The organism is Roseateles sp. P1_C6 (assembly GCF_056406315.1).
Genome location: NZ_JBFUAK010000010.1, coordinates 280,780 through 302,082, shown reverse-complemented (window position 1 = coordinate 302,082; position 21,303 = coordinate 280,780). Strand labels below are relative to the sequence as shown.

Below are 21,303 nucleotides of genomic sequence, written 5' to 3'. Positions count from 1 at the left end.
GCCTCTCAGCGCGAGGCGGCCGACGCGGGAGCCGGTGCCGGGGCTGACGCCGCGGCGGAACCCGGCGGCGACCACGGTACGGGCCGCGCCTTGCCGCCGGCGCGCGTCTTCTGCAGGCCGTCGACGATGACCTTCTCGCCCGGCTTCAGGCCCGACAGCACCAGCGCCTGGCCGCTGCGCGGCGGGCCCAGCTTGACGGGCCGCGCGGTCACGCCGCCGTCCTCGCCGACCACCAGCACCGTGTCGCCCTGGGCTGTGCGGCTGACGGACTGCTGCGGCAGCCAGATGCCGTCGGCCACCTCGGCCAGCGCCAGGCGCACGCGCACGTACAGGCCGGGCAGCAGCGTGCCCTGCGGGTTGGGCAGCTCGGCGCGCAGCGTGATCTGGCCCGTGCTGGCGTCCACGCTGAGGTCCGAGAACAGCAGCTTGCCCGTCAGCGGGTAGAGGCTGCCGTCCTCCAGCACGAGCTGCACCTGCGCCGCCTCCTTGCCCGCCGCGCGCTGCAGCTGGCCATTGGCCAGCGCCGCGCGCAGTCGCATGACCTCGGCGGCCGGCTGCGTGAAGTTCACATAGAGCTTGTCGACCTGCTGCACGATGGCCAGCGGCGTCGCCTCGCCCTGGCCCACCAGTGCCCCTTCGGTCACCAGCGCCCGGCCGATGCGGCCCGAGATGGGCGACGTGACCGAGGCATAGCCCAGGTTGATCTGGCCCGTCTGCACGGCGGCCTTGCCGGCGGCCACGTCGGCGGCGGCCTGCTTGGCGGCGGCCTGCGCGGCCAGCGCCTCCTGCTGGCTGACGGCCTGGCTCTTGGCCAGCGGCGCGTAGCGGTCGGCCAGCGACTGGGCCTGCAGCAGGTTGGCCTCGGCGCGCGCGAGCTGGGCCTGGGCGCTGGCCAGCGTGGCGCGGTAGGGCGACGCATCGATCTCGAACAGCGGCTGACCGGCCTTCACGTCCGAGCCTTCGGTGAACAGGCGCTTTTGCAGGATGCCGGCGGCGCGGGCGCGCACCTGCGCGATGCGGAAGGCCTCCAGCCGGCCGGGCAGCTCGGTGGTCAGGTCGGCGCGGCCCGGTGTGGCCGTGATGACACCCACCTCGGGCGGTGGCGGCGCCGGCGGCGCGGCCTTGCTGTCGCCGCCACCGCAGCCGCTCAGCGCCATGCCCAACCCCGTACCCACCACCACTGCACCCCAGCGGGCGCTGCTACCCCATGCCGACTTCATCCTGTGAGCCTTTGTTTGGAAAGCGTTCCACGGCGTTGTGGCCGCTCGCGCCCGGCGCCACAGACAGGTTGGCGACAGGCAAAGCGACGACTTTAACGAGACCGCGTGGCAGGCGTTCGTGAAGCTTCGAAAAGTCCACAGCCGCCGGCAGGGCCGTCAGCCCTGCAGCGCTGCCAGCCGCGCGCGCTGCACGGCGCGGCCGATGTCCTGGCCCTTGGCGCCGCGCGCCATGGCCGCCGCGCTGACCGCGGCCAGGTCCACGCGCTGCGTGGCAGCCAGGTCGGCGCCCAGGCGTTCGCGCTGCGGATAGGGTCGGTTTTCCAAACCCAGGCGGCCACGCGCGTCGCATTCGCAGGCCCACAGCAGCTCGGCAAAGCGGTCCGGCCGGCGCCAGGCGTCGCAGCGCTCCAGCAGGCGCAGCCGCGCCTCGGCACTGAAGCCCTCGCTCTGGTGCACATGGGTGTGCTCGCGCGCGACCAGTTCGGCCAGCTCGCGGCAGTCGGTGGGCACCTTCCAGCGCGCGCTGACAACGCGGGCCAGCTTCTCGCTGCGCGCCTCGTGGGCGATGTGGCGCGGCAAGTCTTCCTTGCGCGTCGTGCCCTTGCCGAGGTCATGGCACAGGCAGGCGTAGCGCACGGTGAGCGGCGCGGCCTGCGCGGCGCACTGGTCCAGCACCAACATCAGGTGCACGCCGGTGTCGATCTCCGGGTGGTGGGCCTCGGGCTGCGGCACGCCGAACAGCGCCTCGACCTCGGGCAGCAGCTTCTGCAGCGCGCCGGCGTCGCGCAGCACGTCGAACATGCGCGAGGGCTTGGCCTCCATCAGCCCGCGCGACAACTCCTGCCAGACGCGCTCGGCCACCAGCGCGTCGATCTCGCCGGCCGCCACCATCGCGCGCATCAGCTCGACCGTCTCGGGCGCGACGGTGAAGTCCGCAAACCGCGCGGCGAAGCGGGCCAGCCGCAGGATGCGCACCGGGTCCTCCGCGAACGCGGGCGACACGTGGCGCAGCACGCGCTCGCGCAGGTCGCGCTGGCCGTCGTGGGGGTCGATGAGGGTGCCGGCCTCGTCCTGCGCCATCGCGTTGATGGTCAGGTCGCGGCGGGCCAGGTCTTGTTCCAGCGTGACGTCCGCTGCCGTGTGGAAGGCAAAGCCGTGATAGCCCGCGGCCGTCTTGCGCTCGGTGCGGGCCAGCGCCACTTCCTCGTGGGTCTGAGGGTGCAGGAAGACCGGGAAGTCCTTGCCGACCGGCTGGTAGCCGGCCGCAGCCAGGTCCTGCGGTGAAGCGCCGACAACGACCCAGTCGCGGTCCTGCACGGGCAGGCCCAGCAGCCGGTCGCGCACGGCGCCGCCGACGAGGTAGGTTTGGAAGGAGGACATGGCCCGGCATTCTGCGTCGGGCCGGCGCGCCGCTATCTTTTGTCCGGCGGCAGCCCGGTCAGCGCGGCCACCAGCCGGGCGTGGGCCTCCAGGTCCACCGGCCGCAACTTCGGCACCGTCCTCGCCGGGTAGGCGCCCAGGTAGTTGTCGCCCTTCCAGTTGCTGGCGGGGCGGACCGGCCGCGGCACGAAGCCGCCGCCGCAGTTGGGACAGACGTTGCCCAGCAAGCCTTCGGCACACGGGGCGCAGAAGGTGCACTCGAAGCTGCAGATGCGCGCGTCCAGCGACGCCGGCGGCAACGCCACCGCGCAATGTTCACAACAGGGGCGCAGTTCCAGCATGTCAGCGCCCCTTGCGGTAAGGCTCGTCCTCGACGACGAAGTCCTGCTCGCGCATGGCGTCGGCGATCCAGTCCTCCACGGCCGGGTGGGCCAGCAGCGCGTCGCGGTAGGCCGCGGCGCGCTCGGATACCGGCAGGCCGAAGCGGCTGAGCCGCACGGCCACCGGCGCGAAGTAGGCATCCGCCGCGCTGAAGGCGCCGAACAGGAAGGGCCCGCCGCTGGCTGCCAGCGCCTCGCTCCAGGCTGCATCCAGCCGCGTGACATCGGCGCGCAGCGCCTCGTCCTCGGCCCACAGCTTGGCGCCGACATCGGGGAAGAACACCTCGATGTTCATCGGGCAGACCGTGCGCAAGCGCGTGAAGCCGGCGTGCATTTCGGCGCACAGGCTGCGCGCGCGGGCGCGGGCCTTGGCATCACGCGGCCAGATCGCATGCTCGGGGTGGCGGTCGGCGACGTACTCGGCGATGGCCAGCGTCTCCCAGACCGTGAAGCCGTCGTCCTCGACGATGACCGGCACGCGCTGGGTCGGGCTGACGCCGGCGATGACGCGGTACCACTCCGAGCCTGGACGGAAGTCGAAGCGCAGCTTGACCTCGTCGAAGGGAATGCCGAAGGCGGACAGCAGCACGCCGCTGCGCATGGACCAGGACGAGTAGTTCTTGTTGCCGATGTAGAGCTTCATGGGGCCTTTCGCTGGAGGACCGCCGAGCTTAAAGAACGGGCGCCCTGGCCGCGATGAGCAATCCGCAACGGATTAATGCCTAGCGCGCCAGGCGTCCAGCCGCGCCAGCCCCGCGCCGGGGGCGAGATAGGTCGGCAGCACGGCCTCCAGCGCGGCCGGCCGGATGCCCAGTTCGGCCAGGCCGGGCAGTGCGCCGCTGGCGACATTGGGCACCGACAGCGACGCCAGGTTGTCGCGCGACAGCACGGGCTCGCCGGGCAGGCACTCCATCGCCAGCGCCTGCAGCGTGGCGATGGTGTGCGGCAGCGGCAGCACGCGGCGCTCGCAGCCGGCGGTTCGGCCGGCCAGCCGCACCAACTGGGCAAGCGTCAGCACGCGCGGGCCGGCGATCTCGTAGGTCTGGCCGACGGCCTCGCGGCGCAGCAGCACCTCCACCAGCGCCTGTGCCAGGTCTTGCACCCAGACGGGCTGCAGGCGTGCATCCGCCCCGCCCAGCGGCATCAACGGGAACAGCCGCTGCAGCCGCGCGAACAGGTTGACGCTGTGGTCGCCGTCGCCGAAGACCAGCGAAGGCCGCACCAGCGTCAGGTCCATCGCGCCGGTCTGCGTAGCGACCTGCAGCACCGCCTCGCCGGCGGCCTTGCTGCGCAGGTAGCGCGACGGCGCGTGTTCCGCCACGCCCAGCGCGCTGACATGCACGACGCGCCGTGCGCCCGCCGCGGCGATGCGCCGGGGCAGCTCCACATGCGCATGCTCGAAGGCCGCGGCGCTGCCCTGCAGGATGGCGACGAGGTTGACGACGGCGTCGTGACCTGGCACCAGGCGCGGCAGATCGTGGAAGACATCGGCCTGCACGACGGTCACGCCGGGCAGGCTTTGCACGGCTTGCGCGTGCGGCAGGCGGCGCGTGGGCACGGTGAGGCGCACGCCCGAACCGAGGCGGCGCGTCAGCTGCTCGCACAGCGCGCGGCCGACAAAACCGCTGCCGCCCAGGATCAGCACGGAGGAAACGCTCATGGCTTGGACTCCCCGGCCGCCGCGGGCGGCACATCGCTGACATCGGCATCACGGGCGCCGGCGGGGCCGACGCTCTTGCCCAGGCGCTCGCGCAGCGTCGGTGCCGGCAGGCCCAGCAGCTGGGCGTAGACGGCGCCGCCGATCAGCACCTTGCGCACATAGTCGCGAGTCTCGTTGAACGGGATGTTCTCGGCCCAGATGGCCGCGTCGATGACCGGGCCATCGCGCCAGCGTGCCGGCCGGCCGGGGCCGGCGTTGTAGGCCGCCGCGGCCAGCGCCTGCGCGCCGTCGAAACGGTCCAGCACCAGCTTCAGGTAGTTGGTGCCGATGCGCAGGTTGAAGTCGCGGTCGTGCATCAAATCCGGGCTGTAGCTCATGCCGACCTTCTTGGCCGTCCACTTCGCCGTGGCCGGCATGACTTGCATCAGCCCGGCCGCGCCGACATGCGAACGCGCGTCCAGCACGAAGCGTGACTCCTGGCGGATCAGGCCGTAGACATAGGCCGGGTCCAGCGCCGCGGCTTGCGCCTCGCGCATCAGCTCGACGCGGTGCGGTGTCGGGTAGCGCTGGTTGATGTCGATCTCGGTCTTGGTGCGCTCGCTGGTGTTGATGCAGCGGTCCCAGACCTCGCGGTCGCAGGCCTCCTGCGCCGCGGCCAGCAGCGCGCGGTCGCCCATGCCGCGCAGCGAGAAGTTCCACTCCCGCACGCCCTCGTTGCGCAGGCCCAGGTCGATGAGTTGCAGCGCGCGCGTCAGGCCCGGGTGGCTGCGCGCGGCGCGGCGCTCTTCGGCCGTCAGCGGCGGCGGCGCGGGCGGCAGCGGCGTGGGCAGGCCCAGGTCCTCGGCGGCCAGGCGGCCGAAGTAGTTCAGCGGCGTGGTCGCCAGCGTGGCGAGCTGGGCGCGCGCGGTGGCAGCGTCGCCCTGCTGGCCTTGCTGCCGGGTCGCGCGGGCCTTCCAGTAGACCCAGGCCGGGTCGCGCTGCTCGCTGCTGCTCATGCGCTCGATGGCCCGCAGCGCCGCGGACGGCGCCCTGGCACGCAGAGCGGCGCGGGCATACCAGGCCAGCGAGTCGTCACTCCAGGCGAGGTCGGGTGCCAGCTTGTTGGCGCGCTCGAAGGCGGGCAGCGCGTCGTCGCGCAGCCGCAACGCGGACTGGCGGCCGATCTGCACCCACAGCCAGGCCTGCAGGTCCTGCGGCAGCTTGCTCCACTTGTCGTTCAGCACGTCGCCGGCCTGGTCGGGGTCGTTGGCGGCCACGCGGGCCAGCGCCAGCGCCGTCAGCTCGGCCTCGGCACGCGGCGCGATGCGGGCCTTGCGCGTCAGGTAGCGGCCGGCGTTGTCCTGCAGCTCGGCGAGCTTCTGCTCCAGCGGCTTGGCCGCCAGCGGCATGAGGGCCTGGCGCGCGGCGCGCGGGCGGCTCTGCTCCGTGGCCAGGCGGGCCTTGGCCCACAGCGTGTCGGGTTTGAACAGGCCGGCATCGACAAAGGCATAGGCCAGCTGCAGGCAGCCGTCGTCGCCGTCCTTCTGCGCCAGCCAGGCCGCGCGCGCCGTGTCCGCGCTGACCTTGGTGCCGGCCAGGTGGTCGGCCAGCAGCGCATAGCAGGCGACCTCGCGGTCGTCGCGCATCTGGTAGCCGGCATGGTCGCGCCGGAAGCCGGCCCAATCGCGGCGGCGGCCCAGCTCCAGCAGCCAGTCATTGCGCAGCCGGTCCTCGACATAGCTGCCGGCATAGCGCGCGTAGAAGGCGTCCATCTCGGGCTGGCGGACCTCGGCGAGCCGGGCGTTGAGGTCGAAGTACTCGACCCAGCCGGCCAGCGCGTGGTTCTGTGCGCGTGCCGCGTCGACCAGCGTGGCCAGGCGTTTGCGGTCGCGCTTGGCCCAGGCCTCGCGGGCCTGCACGGCCAGGTCGGCGGCGGCTGGCGCCGGCTGCGCCGTGGCGCCCACGGCCGCCACCAGCAGCCAGGCCATGACCGAGCGGCCCATCCATTCGAGAACTCGCCCACTCATTTGACTCACACCTACCGCAACTGCCACGCCGGGCAATTTAACCCACGTCCCTATCCCTACCCGGGGACATTGGCGTTCGGCCGCATCGCGGCAGCGTCCCCCGGGTCAGCGCGCGTCCAGGTTCCAGCCCTCGATGACGAAGCGCAGCCGGCCGCGGATGCCTGGGTTGGTGGCCTTCATCCGGCCGTTGGGGTCCAGCGTGGCGCTGTCGAAGGGCACGTTCACCTCGATGCGGCCGGCGCTGAGCTGTGTGGGTGTGATCTCGGTGTCGGCCATGGCCACGCCGGCGTCCTGCCAGGCGTACTTGACCTTCCAGGGGTCACCGTCGGCGGCGGGCGGCACCATCTCTAGGATCAGCGCGTTGCGGAACAGGTAGCCGCCCTCGAAGTGCTCGTTGAGCCACAGCCGCTTCTCGATCTCGTAGTCGGGCACGCGCACGCCCAGCGTCATGCCGTAGGCCAGGGACCGGCGGCGCTTGTTGACCTTGGCCCAGTTGGCCAGGAACACGGTGCTGAGGTACTGGCTGCTGTCCTTCTTCCAGTTGGACTGCGCGACGCAGGCGACCGAGTCCTCCTCGGTGGTGCGCCTCGTCAGGTACCAGAGCTTGCCGCGCGGCGAGGCCAGCACCTCGATCTGGTACAGCGCGTTGACGGCGCGGCCGGCGTCGGCCTCCTTCTGCACCGCGTCGGGCAGGCGGATGTCGTCGATCTCCAGCCAGAGGTCCACGCGGATGTCGCCGAACAGGAAGCGCGCCAGGTTCTGGAAGCCCTCCTCGCTGTTGACGATGCCGAAGTGCCCCGAATGCGAGCGGTAGACGAAGGCCTTGGCGCATTGCTCGGTGACGTTGCCCTTGGCGTCCAGCCCGCACAGCGTCGCGTTCTCGATCTTGACCAGTCCGTCGCTGCCATGGCCCACGAAGGTGCGCGACAGGCCGGCCGCGGTCTCGTAGTCCAGCCGGTTGCTGCCCACCAGCGTGAACACGCGCCGCGACGGGAAGCGGGCCTCGGGGATCAGGTCCACGCGCTTGTGCTTCTTGGCCGCGGCGGCCAGGTCCAGGTAGGCCGGCATGCGCTTGTCGCGGTCGAAGTTGGAGATGTCGTTCAGCGACAGCCAGGACGGGATGTTCTGCCCCAGCACGTCGATGCCGTTGTGCGGCGTGGCGTAGGTGAAGAACTTGTCGACGTGCTTGACGACTTTCTCGGTGTCCAGCGCCGCGTTCTGCAGGAAGGCCCGGCACACCAGCCCGCCCATGGAATGCGCGACCAGGTAGCAGCGGAAGTCGGCCGGCTTGATGCCGTTGTCGGGGTTGCGGCACACCAGCTCGCGCACGCGGGCGATGAGCTTGGACAGGCCGCGCGCGAATTCCTCGATGTCCGGCGTCTTGCCGCCGCCGAGGTAGCTGGAGGCGGCGTCGTAGTAGCGGTAGATGACGATGCTGCGGCTGCCCAGCTTGTTGCTGGTCGGCTTGCCCATCGAGTCGGACTCCCACTCCGGGTCGATGATGTCGTAGCCGTCCTCGTAGACATCCTGATAGCCGTACTCCGACGCCAGCCGCACGACCGGCGACTCGAACACGTACTTGCGCGGCCGCTCGTCCTTGCTGGGCACCGCGCGGTACATCGTCGAACCCAGGTTGAAGCCGCAGAACGGGTCGGCCGTGGTCTCGTCGATCTCGCCGCGCGACATCGCATAACCGCGCACGTAGATGATGGGATGGAAGGGGGCGTCGGGCGTGGGCATGGGGCGGCTCCGAGGGGCGGTGACAGCCGACCATAGCCCCTAGCCCGGCGCCGACCAAGGGCACAAACCTGGGCTGCTGGCGGGCCGGTGCGGCCCCGTCGGTTCCAATACGCGGCGACCCGCTAACCTGCCCACCCATGAGCGCTGCCCACCCCGACCGTTCCGCCCTGCGCCGCGAGCTGCTGGCCGCGCGGCGCGCCTTTGTGGCCACCCCCGCCTTCCAGACGGCGCAGGCCGCCCTCGCGCCGCGCCTGGCCGAGCTGCTGGCGCAGCTGGAGCCCGAGCTGCTGGGCGTCTACTGGCCGCTGACGGGCGAGTTCGACCCTGGCGCGCCGCCCTGGCCGCGCGCGCTGCCGTTCGCGCGCCGCGACCCGGCCGACATGGTGTTCCGCCGCTGGGACGGCCATGCGCCGGCCTCGCAGGACGAATGCGGCATCTCCACGGCCACGGGCGCCGTCGCCGTGCCCGACGTCGTGCTGGTGCCTTGCGTGGGCTTCACGCGCGAGGGCTTCCGGCTGGGCTATGGCGGCGGCTATTTCGACCGCTGGCTGGCGGCCCACCCCGGGGTCACGACGATCGGTGTGGCATGGTCGGGCGGCGAGACGCATTTCGCCGTCGAGGCGCATGACCGCGCACTGACGCTGATCCTGACCGAGCGCGAGCTCATTTCCCCCGACTGAGGAGTTTTCGCACGATGCATGACGGCATGACGCTGATCTCGACGCTGGCCGCCGCCTTCGGCCTGGCCCTGGTGCTGGGCCTGCTGGCGCAATGGGCCAGGCTGCCGGCGCTGGTGGGCTATCTGCTGGCCGGCGTGCTGATCGGGCCGCACACGCCCGGCTTCGTCGGCGACGTACACCTGGCGCAGCAGCTGTCCGAGGTGGGCGTCATGCTGCTGATGTTCGGCGTGGGCCTGCATTTTTCGGTCGGCGACCTGATGTCGGTCAAGGGCATCGCGCTGCCCGGCGCGCTGGTGCAGATGGCCGCCGCGACGGCGATGGGCGCGGGCCTGGCGCACGGGTGGTGGGGCTGGACCCTGGCGGCGTCGCTGATCTTCGGCCTGGCGCTGTCGGTGGCCAGCACCGTGGTGCTGCTGCGCGCGCTGGAGTCGCGCGAGCTGCTGCACACCGGCAACGGCCGCATCGCCGTCGGCTGGCTGGTGGTCGAGGACCTGGCCATGGTGCTGGCGCTGGTGCTGATCCCGGTGCTGGGCGGCGAGGGCGGCAGCGGCGGCCCGGCGCTGTGGCTGACCATCGGCAAGACGCTGCTGGCCGTCGTGGTGTTCGTCGCGGTCATGCTGGTGGCCGGCCGGCGCCTGCTGCCGTGGATGCTGTGGCAGGTCAACCGCACCGGCTCGCGCGAGCTGTTCACGCTGGCCACCGTGGCGGCGGCCGTGGGCCTGGCGGTGGGCGCGGCGGCGTTGTTCGGCGTCAGCGTTGCGCTGGGCGCCTTCTTCGCCGGCCTGGTGCTGCGCGAGTCGGCCTTCAGCGAACGCGCGGCGCACGAGAGCCTGCCGCTGCGCGACGCCTTCGCGGTGCTGTTCTTCGTTGCGGTGGGCATGCTGTTCGACCCGCGCATCCTCATCGACCAGCCGCTGGCCGTGCTGGCCACGGTGGCCGTCATCCTGGTCGGCAAGACGCTGGCCGCCGGCGCGCTGGTGCTGGTGCTGCGCTACCCGCTGAGCACCGCGCTGACGGTGGCGGTCAGCCTGGCGCAGATCGGCGAGTTCAGCTTCATCCTGCTGGGCCTGGGCCAGAGCCTGAACCTCGTGCCGGCCGAGGCGACCAGCCTGGTCGTTGCGGGCGCCATCGTCTCCATCGCGCTGAACCCGCTGCTGTTCTCATGCGTGGAGCCGGTGCGGCGCTGGGTGCTGGCGCGCTCCGAATGGGCGCGCAAGCTGGAGGCGCGCGACGACCCGCTGGCCGAGCTGCCCGCCGACACGCCGGCCGCGGCACTGGCCGGGCAGATCGTGCTGGTGGGCCATGGCACGCTGGGCACGGCCTTGCATGCGGAGCTGGGCAGCCGGCCGCTGGTGGTCATCGACCATGACCGCGAGATTGTCGAGAAGCTGCGCGCCGCCGGCCAGGCGGCCGTGCTGGGCGAGGCCACCGAGGCGATGACGCTGGTGCAGGCCCACATCGCGCAGGCGGCCTGGCTGGTCATTGCCGTGTCCGACGTGCGCGGCGTGCCCGCCATGCTGGCCCTGGCGCGCCAGCTCAACCCCGCGCTGCGCTGCGCCGTCGTGGCCCACACCGACGAAGAGTTGCAATGGCTGGGCGAGGCGGGCGTCAACGAGGTGCTGCGGTCGCAGCAGGCATTGGCGCAGGCGCTGGCGCGGGTGGTGGCGGCTTAGGCCTTCTGCCTGGCGCCGCCGAAGGCCGCATACAGCCCCAGCGCGAAATACACCAACGCCGACACCCAGCGCCCGCTGCCGGTCGCGCCGCGCAGCAGCGGCTTCATCCAGCCGGCCAGCAGCGCATAGCCGCTGTCGGTCACGGCGGCGATGGCGACGAACAGGATGCTGAGCGTCAGCGCCTGCGCCGCCTGCGAGCCCTCGGCGTGCAGGAACTGCGGGATGAAGGCCGCGAAGAACAGCGTCGTCTTGGGGTTGAGCAGCGCGACAAAGAAGCCGTCGCGAAACAGCTGCCGTGGCGCGGCCGGTGGCGGCGGCGTGCCGTCCGCCGCCGCGGCGGGCTGGCGCAAGGCCTGGATACCGAGGTAGACCAGGTAGGCCGCGCCCGCCCAGCGCACGACGGTGAAGGCCAGCGACGACGCGGCGAACAGCGCCGCCAGGCCGATGGACGCACCGACCGCGTTGGCCAGGTTGCCCAGCGCGACGCCGGCCACCGACGCCAGCCCGGCTTGGCGGCCCTGCGCCAGCGTGCGCGCGACGATGAAGACGACGCCGGGGCCGGGCGTCAGCGCCAGCACGAGGGTCGCGATCAGGAAGGCGTAGAGGGCGGCGCCGGTGGGCAGCATGGTGGGGGTCTCCTCAGATGCGTTTCGATGGCATGAAACGCGGGTTGCGCAGCAGCGCCGCCGACACCAGCGACACCAGCAGGCCGACGGGCACGATCTCGCCCATGGTCATCGGGAAGCGGTACAGCGGGTTGGCGTACATGCGCTTGAAGTCATCCATCTTGGCGGCCAGCTTGGCCAGTTCGGCCTCCGGCAGGCCCTTGGCCTTGTTCTGGGCCAGGTACATCTTGGCCCATTCGGTGCCGAAGTCCATCTTGGTGATGGCCAGCGTCACCTCCCAGGCGGCCGCATAGACGACGCCGGCAACCAGGCTGATGGCCAGCCCCAGCACGAACGCGGGCCAGAAGCGGATGACGCCGCCCAGCTCGTCATCGCGCCGGCGCTTGATGGCGACGAAGACCAGGCTCAGCGCCACCAGCATGATCAGGTAGCCGATGACCATGCCGTGCTCGGGCGGCGCGCCACGGTTCATGATGAGCAGCGCGAACAGCGGCACGCCGGCCGCCAGGCCGGCGGCGATGCCGAAGGACAGGATGGTTTTCAACATGGGGACCTCAGGGCGGAGTGAAGAGGCCGCCATGGAACGATGTTCGGGCCGCCGGCGCTATCGGAAAAATGGGTGATTTCGCTGAAATCAGCCCTTCAGCGCAACAGTCCGAGTTCGCGGGCCTTCAGGATGGCTTCGGTGCGGCGGCGCGCATCGAGCTTTTCGTACAGCTTGGCGACATGCGTCTTCACCGTGTGCGGCGACACGTGCAGCCGCTCGGCGATCTCCTTGTTCGACAAGCCGGCCGCCAGCAGTGCCAGCACCTCGCGCTCGCGCGGGCTGATGCCCAGCGTCGCCTGCGCCTGCGGGTTGCCGTCGAACGGCGGCGGCGGCGCGCGGTGGCCCAGCAGCTTGACGCCGGCCCAGATGCCCAGGGCCAGGAAGGCCAGGGCGATCACGGCGATGTAGAAGGTTTCGGACTGGGCGCGGGCGAAGTGGCGGTAGTCCAGCCATTGCAACGCCGCCGCGCCCGCCGCCAGGGCCAGGCCGTAGAGCAGGGCACGGCGCCACATGGCGCTAGACGCCGGCCACCTGGGCCCGCGTGATGGCTGCCTGCTCGCGCACCCAGTCCGCGAACTGCTGCACCTCGGGCCGGCGTGCCGCGTTCGGGCCGACGATCATCCAGTAGCTGAACGGGCAGCCCAGCCGCCCGGCCTTGCCGAAGGGTTCGACCAGCTCGCCGCGCGTCAGGTGTTCGTGCACCAGCGGCAGGCGGGCCAGTGCCACGCCCTGGCCGGTAAGCGCGGCCTGCACCTGCTGGTAGGTGAAGTTCAGGTAGAGCCAGCGACGCGGCTGCAGGTCGTGCTCGCCATGCTCGGTCAGCCAGCGGCGCCAGCTCAGGAATTCGGCGCTGGGGCGCGGGTCGTCCTCTTCCGCCAGCGCATGGCCGGCGAGGTCGGCGGGCTTCTTCAGCGGTGCCGGCGGCTTCTGCAGATACCAGGGGCTGACGCAGGGCGAGAGCAGTTCCTCGAAGAGCTGCACGGCGTCCGCCGGCACCGACGGGCGGTCGTCGTAGCGCAGCGCCAGGTCGCTCTCGCCGTCTTCCAGGTCGACCTTGCGGTCATAGGCCGACACGCGAATGTCGATGTCCGCGTGCTCGCGCTGGAAGGCCTCCATGCGCGGGATCAGCCACAGCGACGCGAACGACGCAAAGGTACTGACATTGACGACGCGGCGGCCGCGCGTGCGGCGGATCTGCCGCACGGTCTGGTCCAGCCGCGACAGCACGGCCACGGCGGTGGGCAGCAGCTGCGCGCCATCGCTGGACAGCTCGACCTTGCGCGTGCCGCGCAGGAACAGCACGCAGCCGATCTCCTCCTCCAGCGACTGGATCTGCCGGCTGATGGCCGACTGCGTCAGGCTCAGTTCCTCCGCGGCGGCCCGGAAGGACAACAGCCGGGCGACGGCCTCGAAGGCGCGCAGGGGGCCGACCGAAAGCGGGCGCTGGCGAATGGGCTGATTCATGCGTGAATGGTATCAATCCCTGCGGCGCAATCATTGGACCGACGTGGGTGATCTAAGCAGAATCCCTGACATCAACCCAGGAGGCTCATCATGAGCGACGCGCAATCTGTATGGCATCTGGACGGTGGCCGGGCAATGACCCTGGCCGGTGGCGCCGAGGCGCGCCGCCTCGCGGTGGCCCGCGGCCGCGTGTGGCTGACGCTGTCCGGCACGGCCGACCAGCCGGCCGAAGACAAGTGGCTGGAAGCCGGCCAGGCCCTGGCGCTGGCGCCGGGCCAGACGGCCGTGCTGGAAGGCTGGCCGGCGGCTGATTTCGAGCTGCTGGTGCCGCCCACCTCAGGCGCGGCGGGCCGCGGTTTTCTTGGCCGCCGGTTTTTTGGCGGGCGCTGATTTCTTTTCGGCCTTGGCCGGCGGTTTGGCATTGGCCGCGCGCAGCGCGGCCTCAAGCGCCAGCCGCGCCCACGGCAGCATCAGCGGCGGCGACTCCAGCGCCTCCTCGGGCGGGCGGTAGTAGCCCGTCATGACGCGCTCGCCGTGCTTGGTCTCGAAACTGAACGGCGTGCAGCCGGCGGCGACAAAGCGTTCCCGCGTCGTGTCGTCCGTCTTCAGGAACAGCTGGCCGCGGTCGATGAGGGCCATGAAGAGGCCGTCGACATAGAAACCCTGGCCGCCGAACATGCGGCGCACGCGCACGGGTCCGAGCGGTGACAGCAGCTCGACGCACAGTTCGGTGAAGGCATCCATGCCGGTCACTGTAAGCTCGCGCGCCATGGATGCGAACGACCGCGCCGCGATCCGGCACAAGCTGATCGAACAACGCCTGGCCCTGCGTGACCGCCTTGCACTGGCGGCCGATCTGCAGGAGGTGCTGCGCGTCTGGCTGCTACGCCGGCGCGAGACCACCATCGGCGCCTACTGGCCCATCAAGGGCGAGTTTGATCCGCTGCCCGCGTTGTACCGCTGGGCCGAGGACCACCCGGAACGGCGCATCGGCCTGCCGGTGGTCGACAAGGTGCACGGCACGCTGCGCTTTCACGTCTGGTACCCCGGCTGCCCGATGGAGGAGGACGCCTTCCACATCCCCAAGCCCAAGGGCACCGAGGAATTCCAGCCGCAGCTGATGCTGGTGCCCTGCCTGGGCTTCGGGCCTTGCGGCCTGCGGCTGGGTTATGGCGGCGGCTTCATGGACAAGACGCTGTCCGAGATGCGGCCACGGCCCGCCTCGGTCGGCATCGGCTACGCGCATGGCTTCCTGCCGTTGCTCAAGCCCAGTGCGCTGGATGTGGCGCTGGATGCGATGTTGACGGAGGAGGGGGTGGTGTGGGACCGCGAGGGCTGAACGCCGGCTGCCAGACAATCCGGGCACATCCATTGCCACAAGCAAATCTGCCATGTCCAAGCCCATCCTGCTGGCACTGACCGCCACCGCCCTGTTGCTGACCCAGGCCGCCCAGGCCGCCCCCAAGCCCTGCGACGAACTGAAAGCCGAGATCGCCACCAAGCTGGACGAGAAGGGCGTCAAGGGCTACGAGATCACCGCCGTCGAGAACGACAAGGTCGCTGAAAAGGGCGATGGGGCCAAGGTCATCGGCAGCTGCGATGGCGGCACGAAGAAGCTGACCTACGTGCGCAAGTGAGGCCGCCGCCATGAGCCTTTACCTCGATCATCTCGCCACGCTGCAGCGCCAGGCTGAAAGCGCGCTGGATCGCACCGGTTTCGGCGCGCTGCTGATCGCCTCCGGCGTCGAGAAGTACGCCTTCCTGGACGACCGGCCCTACCTGTTCCAGCCCAACCCGCACTTCAAGCACTGGCTGCCGCTGACCAACCACCCGCACTCGTGGCTGGCCGTGCGACCGGGCAAGAAGCCGCGCGTCGTCTACTACCAGCCCGACGACTACTGGCATGTGCCCCCCAGCGCGCCCAGCGGCGAGTGGGTGGACGCCGTCGAGCTGGTCGTCATCCGCGAGCCGGAGGAGGCGGCCAAGGCGCTGGCCGACGTCGTCACGCCGCGCACGGCCATCGTCGGCGAGCTTGACGCGACGCTGCCTGGCCTCACGCCGAACAACCCCGAGCCGCTGCTGAACCTGCTGCACTGGGCGCGCGGCGTGAAGACGCCTTACGAGCTGGAACAGATGCGCGCCGCGCAGCGCCGCGCCGTGCCGGCCCACCTGGCCGCGCGCCAAGCCTTCCTGGCCGGCGCCAGCGAGGCGGCCATCCACCGCGCCTACCTCGTTGCCAGCGGCCACACGGACCGCGACCTGCCCTACGGCAACATCGTCGGCCTGAACGAGCACGCCGCGGTGCTGCACTACCAGTACCAGGACGAAAGCCCGCCGCCCGAATCGCGCAGCTTCCTCATCGACGCCGGCGCGCAGGTGAACGGTTATGCCAGCGACATCACGCGCACCTGGGCGGCGCCCGGGCACGACGAGTTCGCGGCGCTGATCGCGGCGATGGACGCCGAGCAGCTGGGCCTTGTCGACGAGGTGCGCGACGGCGTCGACTACCGCGACATCCACCTCAGCACGCACCGCCGCATCGCCCACGTGCTGCGCAACGCCGGCATCGTCAGCATGAGCGAGGAAGCCATGGTCGAGGAGGGCGTCACCAAGCCCTTCTTCCCGCACGGCATCGGCCATCTGCTGGGCCTGCAGGTGCACGACGTGGGCGGCTTCATGGCCAGCGAGAACGGCGGCGTGGCGGACAAACCCGAGGGCCACCGCTACCTGCGCCTGACGCGGCCGCTGCAGGCCGGCATGGTGGTCACCATCGAGCCGGGCCTGTACTTCATCCCGACGCTGCTGCGTGAGCTGCGTGCATCCAGGCATACGGGCCAGGTGGACTGGGCCTGCGTGGAACGGCTGGCGCGCTACGGCGGCATCCGCATCGAGGACGACGTGGCCTGCCGCGGCGCCGGCGAGGCGCCGGAGAACCTGACGCGGGACGCGTTCGCGGGGGCTTGATGACCTTCTCGGCACTGCTGCTGGCCGGCGCGCTCGCGCTGCCCGCCAGTGCGCCGGTGCCCGAGACGGAACTGTCGCGCGTGCAAGTGCAGGGTGAAGCCGCCACGGCGCGCGAGAAGAAGACACTGGCCCAGCTCTTCAAGGCGCAGGCGCTGTTCGACAAGTTCCATGCACTGGCGCCGCAGGCCGAGCTGAAGTTCAAGGTCTATGCGCGCACGCGGGCCGAGCAGGCGCAGCCGCTGGAACTGGGCCTGATGACGCCCGCCGGTCGCCAGCCGGTGGCGCTGGACGCCGAGGACCGCTTCGCCATCGACCCGGCCTGGAAGGCGCAGGCGGCGCGCACCGAACTGCGCAGCCGCCTGGCCGATGGCCGCGTGACCTGGCGGCCCGACATCCGCACGCCCGGCGTGCCGGACGGCGAGCGGCGCCTGGGCGACCTGCGGCTGCAGTGCCGCGTGGGTTTCGACAGCGGCGTGGCGCGCGGCTCGGTGGGCCTGGCCTGGCTCTTGTCGCTGGCCCTGGACGACTGCGAAGACCCCGACTGGAGCCCCAGCAACTTTGCCGACCGGCCGCTGTTTGCCGTCACGCTGGTGCACGGCGAGCGGCGCCAGGTCTTGAGCAACCGCCTGCTGCACGGCCTGCGCGACGGCGGTGGCAAGGCCTATGACTGGGGCTTTGCGCTGCGCGAGCGCATGTTCCGGCTGCCGCTGAACGACATGTCCTGGCCCGACGACACGCGTGTGCTGATGGAGGCCATGGACGACCCGCAGGCGCCGCCGGACGCAGGCCTGCAGGCGTTGCAGGACGACTGGATTCAGGCGGCGCTGGCGCTGGCGCCGGGGCTGACGCCGCAGGCCGTAGCCGCTCGCCTGGGCGCGGCGGTGGACGACACGCGCTTCGAGTCGGGCCGGCGGCTGCAGCGCCATCTGCACGAGGTCAAGGCGCCGGCGGCGCCGCTGCGGCTGGAGCTGGTCAGCCTGTTCGACGCGGACGACCGGCTGCTGAAGACCTCGCTGCGGCGGCTGGAGCCGGTGCGGCGCGACTAGCGTTGGGGGTCGCCGTAGACCACGCCTCGGCCATGCGTGCCGACGTAGACGCGACCGAACAGCTTGGGGTCGCCGCTCACCTGCAGGATCAGGCCCCACTGATGGGCGTCGTCGTTGATGCGCTGCCAGCTCGCCGCGTTGTCAGTGGAGCGAAACACGCCGTAGCGGCCTGACACGGTGCCGACCAGGTAGAGCGCGGGTCCGGCGGCCCCAGGCGCGCCGCGACCGAAGCCGAAGGCGTGGATCTGCGTGACGCCAGGCAGGCGCTTGAAGGCGTGGCCGCTGCCGGCGCGGTACAGGCCGTGGAAGGCCGCCAACCACAACTCGCCCTCGCGGCCGGGTGTCGCGTACAGGCGGTCCTGGCCGCCACGGTCGTCGCCGCGGTCGCTGCGGTTGTGGCTGCCCGCCGTGGTGCGCAGCACCGGGCCGTCGGGCAGCGCCAGCGGCCGGGCGCTGAAGCTCAGGCCGGCATCGTCGCTGGCGTAGAGCTTGTCGTCGAACAGCGCCAGCGCATGGAAGCGTTTGGCGTTCACGCGGTCGGCAACGACGCGGGTGCCGGCGGGCAGGCCTTTCACAGCCGTCCAGCTGTCGCCGCGGTCGTGGCTGACGTGGGGCACGCCCCCCTTGGGTGTCCACACCCAGGCCTTGCCATCCGCGGACACGGCGATGAAGCCATCGCTGGATTTGGCGTCGGGCACCGTGGCCGGCTCGCGCCAGGTGGCGCCGCCGTCCAGCGAGTAGCCGAGGTTCTTGCCGCCCTCGCGCGGGTGGCCCATGCGCACGATCACCTCGGGCGCAGCCTCGGCCCCGGTCACGTCGTGCGTGTTGCCGAAGAACGGCGGCTTGGGGTTGCCCGGTGCGGGCTTGTCGAGGTCGGTGTGCACGAAGCCCGAGTAGTCGCCGATGGCCGTCACCAGTGGCACGCCCTTCGTCGGGCTGTGCAGGGCCAGCGCCACGGTTTCCTCGATGCCGGTGCTCATGACCTGCCAGTGCGTCGGCTCGCCCTTGTCGGCGCGGGTCAGGTCCAGCGTCTCCCAGCCGCCGTAGCCGGTGGTGAAGAGGGCGTGGTCCGGGTTGGCGGGGTCGATCTTGACGTCGTACAGCCAATGCAGGTGGGTGTCGGCGACATAGGGCGCCGCGGCGGCATCGAACTTGGCGGTGGTGAACAGCGGCTGCCAGGTGGCGCCGCCGTCCGGGCTGCGGAAGAGTTCGTCGCCCGCGCCGCGGCCGGCCGTGCTGGCGAGCAGGCGCTTGGGGTTTCCGGCATCGACGGCGACTGCGGCATAACCGAACGGCTGCGCGGCGCTGGGGCGTTCGGGCGTGATGTCGGCCCAGGTCTGCTTGGCGACGTCGTGACGCCACACCGAGCCATCGCTCATGCGGTGCGGTCCGGGATCGCTGGCGTAGGCGATGTAAAGCTGGCCGTCGCCCGCCAGTGCGGCGCGCATGGGGCGGTGCCGGGTGGGTGCGCCAGGCACGGGGGCCCACGTCGCGCCGGCATCGCGGCTCACCCACAGGTTGGGCCGGCCGACGACCGACACGCCCGCATACAGCGTGCGGCTGGGCTTGCCGCGCGTGCCGCTGGCGGGGTCGAAGAGGATGAAGTTGATCGTGGCCTTGCCGTCGCTGCCACCCCAGCTGGGCAGCGGGCCGTCAGAGGCGTCGCGGCGCCAGGCCGAGTCGGGGAAGGTGTCGACCCGCTGGAAGCTGGCGGCTGCATCGCCGCTGCGCCATAGGCCGGCTTGGCGGCTGGCGAGGTAGAGCACACGGCCATCGTTCGGGTCCACGGCCAGGCGCTCGCCATTGCCGCGGCCCCCCTCGTTGCCGCCCAGCTTGAAGGGCAGGTCGGCGCGCTGGAACGTGCGGCCGCGGTCAAGCGAGCGCAGCACGGCGCCGTTGGGCACGGCGGGATTGGTGTAGGTGCCGCAGGCCAGGTACAGCGCGTCGGGGTTGTTGGGGTCGACCGCCAAACTCTCGACGCCCATCAGGTTGACCTCGCTGAGCGGCAGCCAGTCCAGCAGGGGCTGCCAGCGGCCGGTGGCGGTGTCGCGACGGTAGGCGCCGCCCATGTCGGTGCGGGCGTACGTGAGGCCGGGCACGGCGGGCTGGAAGGCAAAGCCGTCGACAAAGCCGCCACCGACGATGGCGACTGGATGCCAGGCGTAGGGCGCATCGGCGGTCGGCGCGGCCTGGGCGGCGGCGCCGACCAAGAGCAGGGCGCCCAGCAGGGGTTTGATGAGGGTCATGTCTCCAACGATTCTTATGACAGCGCTGGACATCGTAATTTGTTCGCCAAGCGAACAAATACGGTTTACCCGTGGAAACCGGCTGTGCCGCGTGGCGGGCTCAGTGCGGCGGGGAGGCCCGGGGCAGGCTCACCGTCAGGCGCGTCAGCCCTTCATCGTCGTCGGTCTCCATCGCGATATCGCCGTGCTGGGCCTGCACGAGCAGTCGCGCCGAGTAGGTCCCCAGTCCGCTGCCGTCCGGCTTGCCGGCCGTCACGAATTTGTCGAAGAAGCGCGCGCGGATCTCCTTGGGCACCGCGCCCTTGTTCTCGATGACGACGCGGACCGGTGCCTCGTCATGCAGGCGGATGGAGACCTTGCCGCCCTTGGGCGCTGCCTCGCAGGCGTTCTTGACCAGGTTCTGGAAGACCGAGAAGCACAGGCTGATGTCGCCCAGCGCCAGCACGGGGTCGGCGCCGACGGGCGTGTCGGTATCCGCTGAAATCGTCAACGCCTTCTCGCCGTAGGTGACGCGGGCCGTCTGCGCGATGCGGCGCAGCAGCTCGCCGAGCTTGACCGGCGCGGCCTTCAGTTCGAAGCGGCCGGGCTCGATCTTGTAAAGCTCGGAGGAGCGGTTGATCATGCCCAGCACCTGCAGCGTGATTTCCTCGACCAGCTGCAGTTGCTCGGTCTGCCGGCGGCCCAGGCTGTCGTCCTCCAGCAGCGTCTGCAGGATGCCCAGCGCGCCGGCCAGCGGCCCCTTGATGTCGTGCCGGGTGATGCGCTCGACGTCCTCGCGCAGCTGGGCGGCTTCCACCATGCCGTCGACCTCGGCCTGCAAGTCCTTGCGCAGTTGAACGTAGCGCATGAAGTTGCGCACGCGTGGCTTGAGGGTCTGCGGGTCGACCGGCTTGGTGATGAAATCCACCGCGCCAAGCTCCAGGCCTTGCAGGCGCGCGTCGGCCGTGCTCAGCGTCGTGATGAAGATGATGGGGATGGTCTCCGAGTTGGGGTGCTCGCGCATCTGGCGCGCCACCTCGAAGCCGTCCATGCCCTGCATCATGACGTCCAGCAGCACGAGGTCGGGCGGCGAATCGGAGGTCGCGAAGCTCAGCGCCTTGGCGCCGTTCTGCGCCAGGCGCACGCGGTAGTCGCCGCGGAACAGCTCGGACAGCAGGATGAGGTTGTCCGGCGTGTCGTCCACGATCAGGATGGTTGGCCGCGCCGGCCCATCGCCGGGCGCGGCTTGCTCTGGCGCCGGCGCGGGTGGCGATTCCTCGGCAAGCGGGGCAGGCGTCGTCCGTCGCGGGGTCCAGCGCAGCGCGCGTTCGACCCGGGACAGGAACTCATGCGTCGAATACGGCTTGAGCAGCAGGGAGGTCACGCCGGCACTGATCGCCTCGACCACCTTGTGCCGCTCAGCCTCGGCGGTGATCAGCACGAAGGGCAGCGCCGACAGCTGGGGATCGGCGCGCATGGCCTTGAGCAGCTCGATGCCGTTCATCACTGGCATGTTCCAGTCCGACAACACGATGTCGAAGGGCGCGGACTTCAACTGGCGCAGCGCCTCGGCACCGTCCTTCGCCGTCACGATGCGCTCCACGCCGACCTGGCGCAACTGGTTGATCGTGACCTTGCACATGGCCTCGAAGTCGTCCACCACCAGCCACCGGCTTGGGTTGCGCGAACGCA

21 protein-coding genes are annotated in these 21,303 nt (G+C 71.0%); 7 read left to right on the top strand and 14 right to left on the bottom strand.

Features of this window, described 5'->3' with window-relative positions:
• Positions 1 to 5: 5 nt before the first annotated feature.
• From AC1D29_RS22610 to AC1D29_RS22580, 7 genes are all read right to left on the bottom strand, one after another.
• Positions 6 to 1,220 (bottom strand): efflux RND transporter periplasmic adaptor subunit, encoded by a 1,215-nt coding sequence (locus AC1D29_RS22610; RefSeq protein ID WP_477901655.1) that lies wholly within the window; start codon positions 1,218 to 1,220, stop codon positions 6 to 8.
• Between the two features lie 156 nt (positions 1,221 to 1,376).
• On the bottom strand, positions 1,377 to 2,600 hold the full coding sequence (locus tag AC1D29_RS22605; RefSeq protein ID WP_477901653.1) for a multifunctional CCA addition/repair protein: 1,224 nt from the start codon (positions 2,598 to 2,600) through the stop codon (positions 1,377 to 1,379).
• Positions 2,601 to 2,632: 32 nt separating this feature from the next.
• Positions 2,633 to 2,941 (bottom strand): DUF1272 domain-containing protein, encoded by a 309-nt coding sequence (locus tag AC1D29_RS22600; protein WP_477901651.1) that lies wholly within the window; start codon positions 2,939 to 2,941, stop codon positions 2,633 to 2,635.
• 1 nt (position 2,942) lies between these two features.
• On the bottom strand, positions 2,943 to 3,623 hold the full coding sequence (locus AC1D29_RS22595) for a glutathione S-transferase family protein (RefSeq protein WP_477901649.1): 681 nt from the start codon (positions 3,621 to 3,623) through the stop codon (positions 2,943 to 2,945).
• A 72-nt stretch (positions 3,624 to 3,695) separates the two neighbouring features.
• The gene (locus AC1D29_RS22590) at positions 3,696 to 4,640 is read right to left on the bottom strand and encodes a complex I NDUFA9 subunit family protein (protein ID WP_477901647.1); all 945 of its coding nucleotides are present in this window, start codon (positions 4,638 to 4,640) and stop codon (positions 3,696 to 3,698) included.
• Positions 4,637 to 6,646, bottom strand: a complete 2,010-nt coding sequence (locus tag AC1D29_RS22585) for a lytic transglycosylase domain-containing protein (protein ID WP_477901645.1) — start codon at positions 6,644 to 6,646, stop codon at positions 4,637 to 4,639. Before AC1D29_RS22585 ends, AC1D29_RS22590 begins: the two co-directional genes overlap by 4 nt.
• A 105-nt stretch (positions 6,647 to 6,751) precedes the next feature.
• Positions 6,752 to 8,386 (bottom strand): esterase/lipase family protein, encoded by a 1,635-nt coding sequence (locus tag AC1D29_RS22580; protein WP_477901643.1) that lies wholly within the window; start codon positions 8,384 to 8,386, stop codon positions 6,752 to 6,754.
• Positions 8,387 to 8,523: 137 nt separating this feature from the next.
• Between AC1D29_RS22580 and AC1D29_RS22575 the strand changes: the two genes are divergently transcribed.
• Both AC1D29_RS22575 and AC1D29_RS22570 read left to right on the top strand, forming a co-directional pair.
• Complete coding sequence (locus AC1D29_RS22575) at positions 8,524 to 9,066, top strand: 5-formyltetrahydrofolate cyclo-ligase (RefSeq protein WP_477901641.1); 543 nt, start codon at positions 8,524 to 8,526, stop codon at positions 9,064 to 9,066.
• A gap of 14 nt (positions 9,067 to 9,080) precedes the next feature.
• A complete protein-coding gene (locus AC1D29_RS22570; protein ID WP_477901639.1) occupies positions 9,081 to 10,739 on the top strand; it encodes a cation:proton antiporter in 1,659 nt (552 codons plus the stop codon).
• On the opposite strand, the gene AC1D29_RS22565 is transcribed toward AC1D29_RS22570, so the two are convergent.
• The 4 genes from AC1D29_RS22565 to AC1D29_RS22550 form a co-directional block, all read right to left on the bottom strand.
• Positions 10,736 to 11,365, bottom strand: a complete 630-nt coding sequence (locus tag AC1D29_RS22565) for a LysE family translocator (protein ID WP_477901637.1) — start codon at positions 11,363 to 11,365, stop codon at positions 10,736 to 10,738. The two genes, AC1D29_RS22570 and AC1D29_RS22565, sit on opposite strands and share 4 nt — an antisense overlap.
• 13 nt (positions 11,366 to 11,378) lie before the next feature.
• A complete protein-coding gene (locus AC1D29_RS22560) occupies positions 11,379 to 11,912 on the bottom strand; it encodes a DUF4199 domain-containing protein (protein ID WP_477901635.1) in 534 nt (177 codons plus the stop codon).
• A 95-nt stretch (positions 11,913 to 12,007) separates the two neighbouring features.
• A complete protein-coding gene (locus AC1D29_RS22555) occupies positions 12,008 to 12,424 on the bottom strand; it encodes a helix-turn-helix transcriptional regulator (RefSeq protein WP_477901633.1) in 417 nt (138 codons plus the stop codon).
• A 4-nt stretch (positions 12,425 to 12,428) separates the two neighbouring features.
• The gene (locus tag AC1D29_RS22550) at positions 12,429 to 13,376 is read right to left on the bottom strand and encodes a LysR substrate-binding domain-containing protein (protein ID WP_477901631.1); all 948 of its coding nucleotides are present in this window, start codon (positions 13,374 to 13,376) and stop codon (positions 12,429 to 12,431) included.
• Between the two features lie 90 nt (positions 13,377 to 13,466).
• Here AC1D29_RS22550 and AC1D29_RS22545 point away from each other — a divergent pair, with 90 nt between their 5' ends.
• Positions 13,467 to 13,766: a DUF2917 domain-containing protein gene (locus AC1D29_RS22545; RefSeq protein ID WP_477901630.1), complete on the top strand. Its 300-nt coding sequence runs from the start codon at positions 13,467 to 13,469 to the stop codon at positions 13,764 to 13,766.
• On the opposite strand, the gene AC1D29_RS22540 is transcribed toward AC1D29_RS22545, so the two are convergent.
• Positions 13,713 to 14,120 (bottom strand): TfoX/Sxy family protein, encoded by a 408-nt coding sequence (locus AC1D29_RS22540; protein WP_477901628.1) that lies wholly within the window; start codon positions 14,118 to 14,120, stop codon positions 13,713 to 13,715. The genes AC1D29_RS22545 and AC1D29_RS22540 overlap by 54 nt on opposite strands.
• On the opposite strand from AC1D29_RS22540, the gene AC1D29_RS22535 reads away from it, so the two are divergent.
• The 4 genes from AC1D29_RS22535 to AC1D29_RS22520 are packed head-to-tail and all read left to right on the top strand — an operon-like array spanning position 14,119 to position 17,386.
• Entirely contained in the window at positions 14,119 to 14,715 is a 597-nt protein-coding gene (locus AC1D29_RS22535; protein ID WP_477901626.1) for a 5-formyltetrahydrofolate cyclo-ligase, read from the top strand. The genes AC1D29_RS22540 and AC1D29_RS22535 overlap by 2 nt on opposite strands.
• Before the next feature lie 52 nt (positions 14,716 to 14,767).
• On the top strand, positions 14,768 to 15,013 hold the full coding sequence (locus AC1D29_RS22530; protein ID WP_477901624.1) for a DUF1161 domain-containing protein: 246 nt from the start codon (positions 14,768 to 14,770) through the stop codon (positions 15,011 to 15,013).
• A gap of 10 nt (positions 15,014 to 15,023) precedes the next feature.
• Complete coding sequence (gene pepQ, locus AC1D29_RS22525; protein ID WP_477901622.1) at positions 15,024 to 16,340, top strand: Xaa-Pro dipeptidase; 1,317 nt, start codon at positions 15,024 to 15,026, stop codon at positions 16,338 to 16,340.
• Complete coding sequence (locus AC1D29_RS22520; RefSeq protein ID WP_477901620.1) at positions 16,340 to 17,386, top strand: hypothetical protein; 1,047 nt, start codon at positions 16,340 to 16,342, stop codon at positions 17,384 to 17,386. Before pepQ ends, AC1D29_RS22520 begins: the two co-directional genes overlap by 1 nt.
• Here the strand turns inward: AC1D29_RS22520 and AC1D29_RS22515 are convergent.
• Together AC1D29_RS22515 and AC1D29_RS22510 are read right to left on the bottom strand one after the other, a co-directional pair.
• Positions 17,383 to 19,632, bottom strand: coding sequence for a WD40/YVTN/BNR-like repeat-containing protein (locus tag AC1D29_RS22515; protein ID WP_477901618.1), 2,250 nt, complete (start codon positions 19,630 to 19,632; stop codon positions 17,383 to 17,385). The two genes, AC1D29_RS22520 and AC1D29_RS22515, sit on opposite strands and share 4 nt — an antisense overlap.
• A 100-nt stretch (positions 19,633 to 19,732) precedes the next feature.
• On the bottom strand, positions 19,733 to 21,271 hold the full coding sequence (locus AC1D29_RS22510) for an ATP-binding response regulator (protein WP_477901616.1): 1,539 nt from the start codon (positions 21,269 to 21,271) through the stop codon (positions 19,733 to 19,735).
• Positions 21,272 to 21,303: the final 32 nt, after the last annotated feature.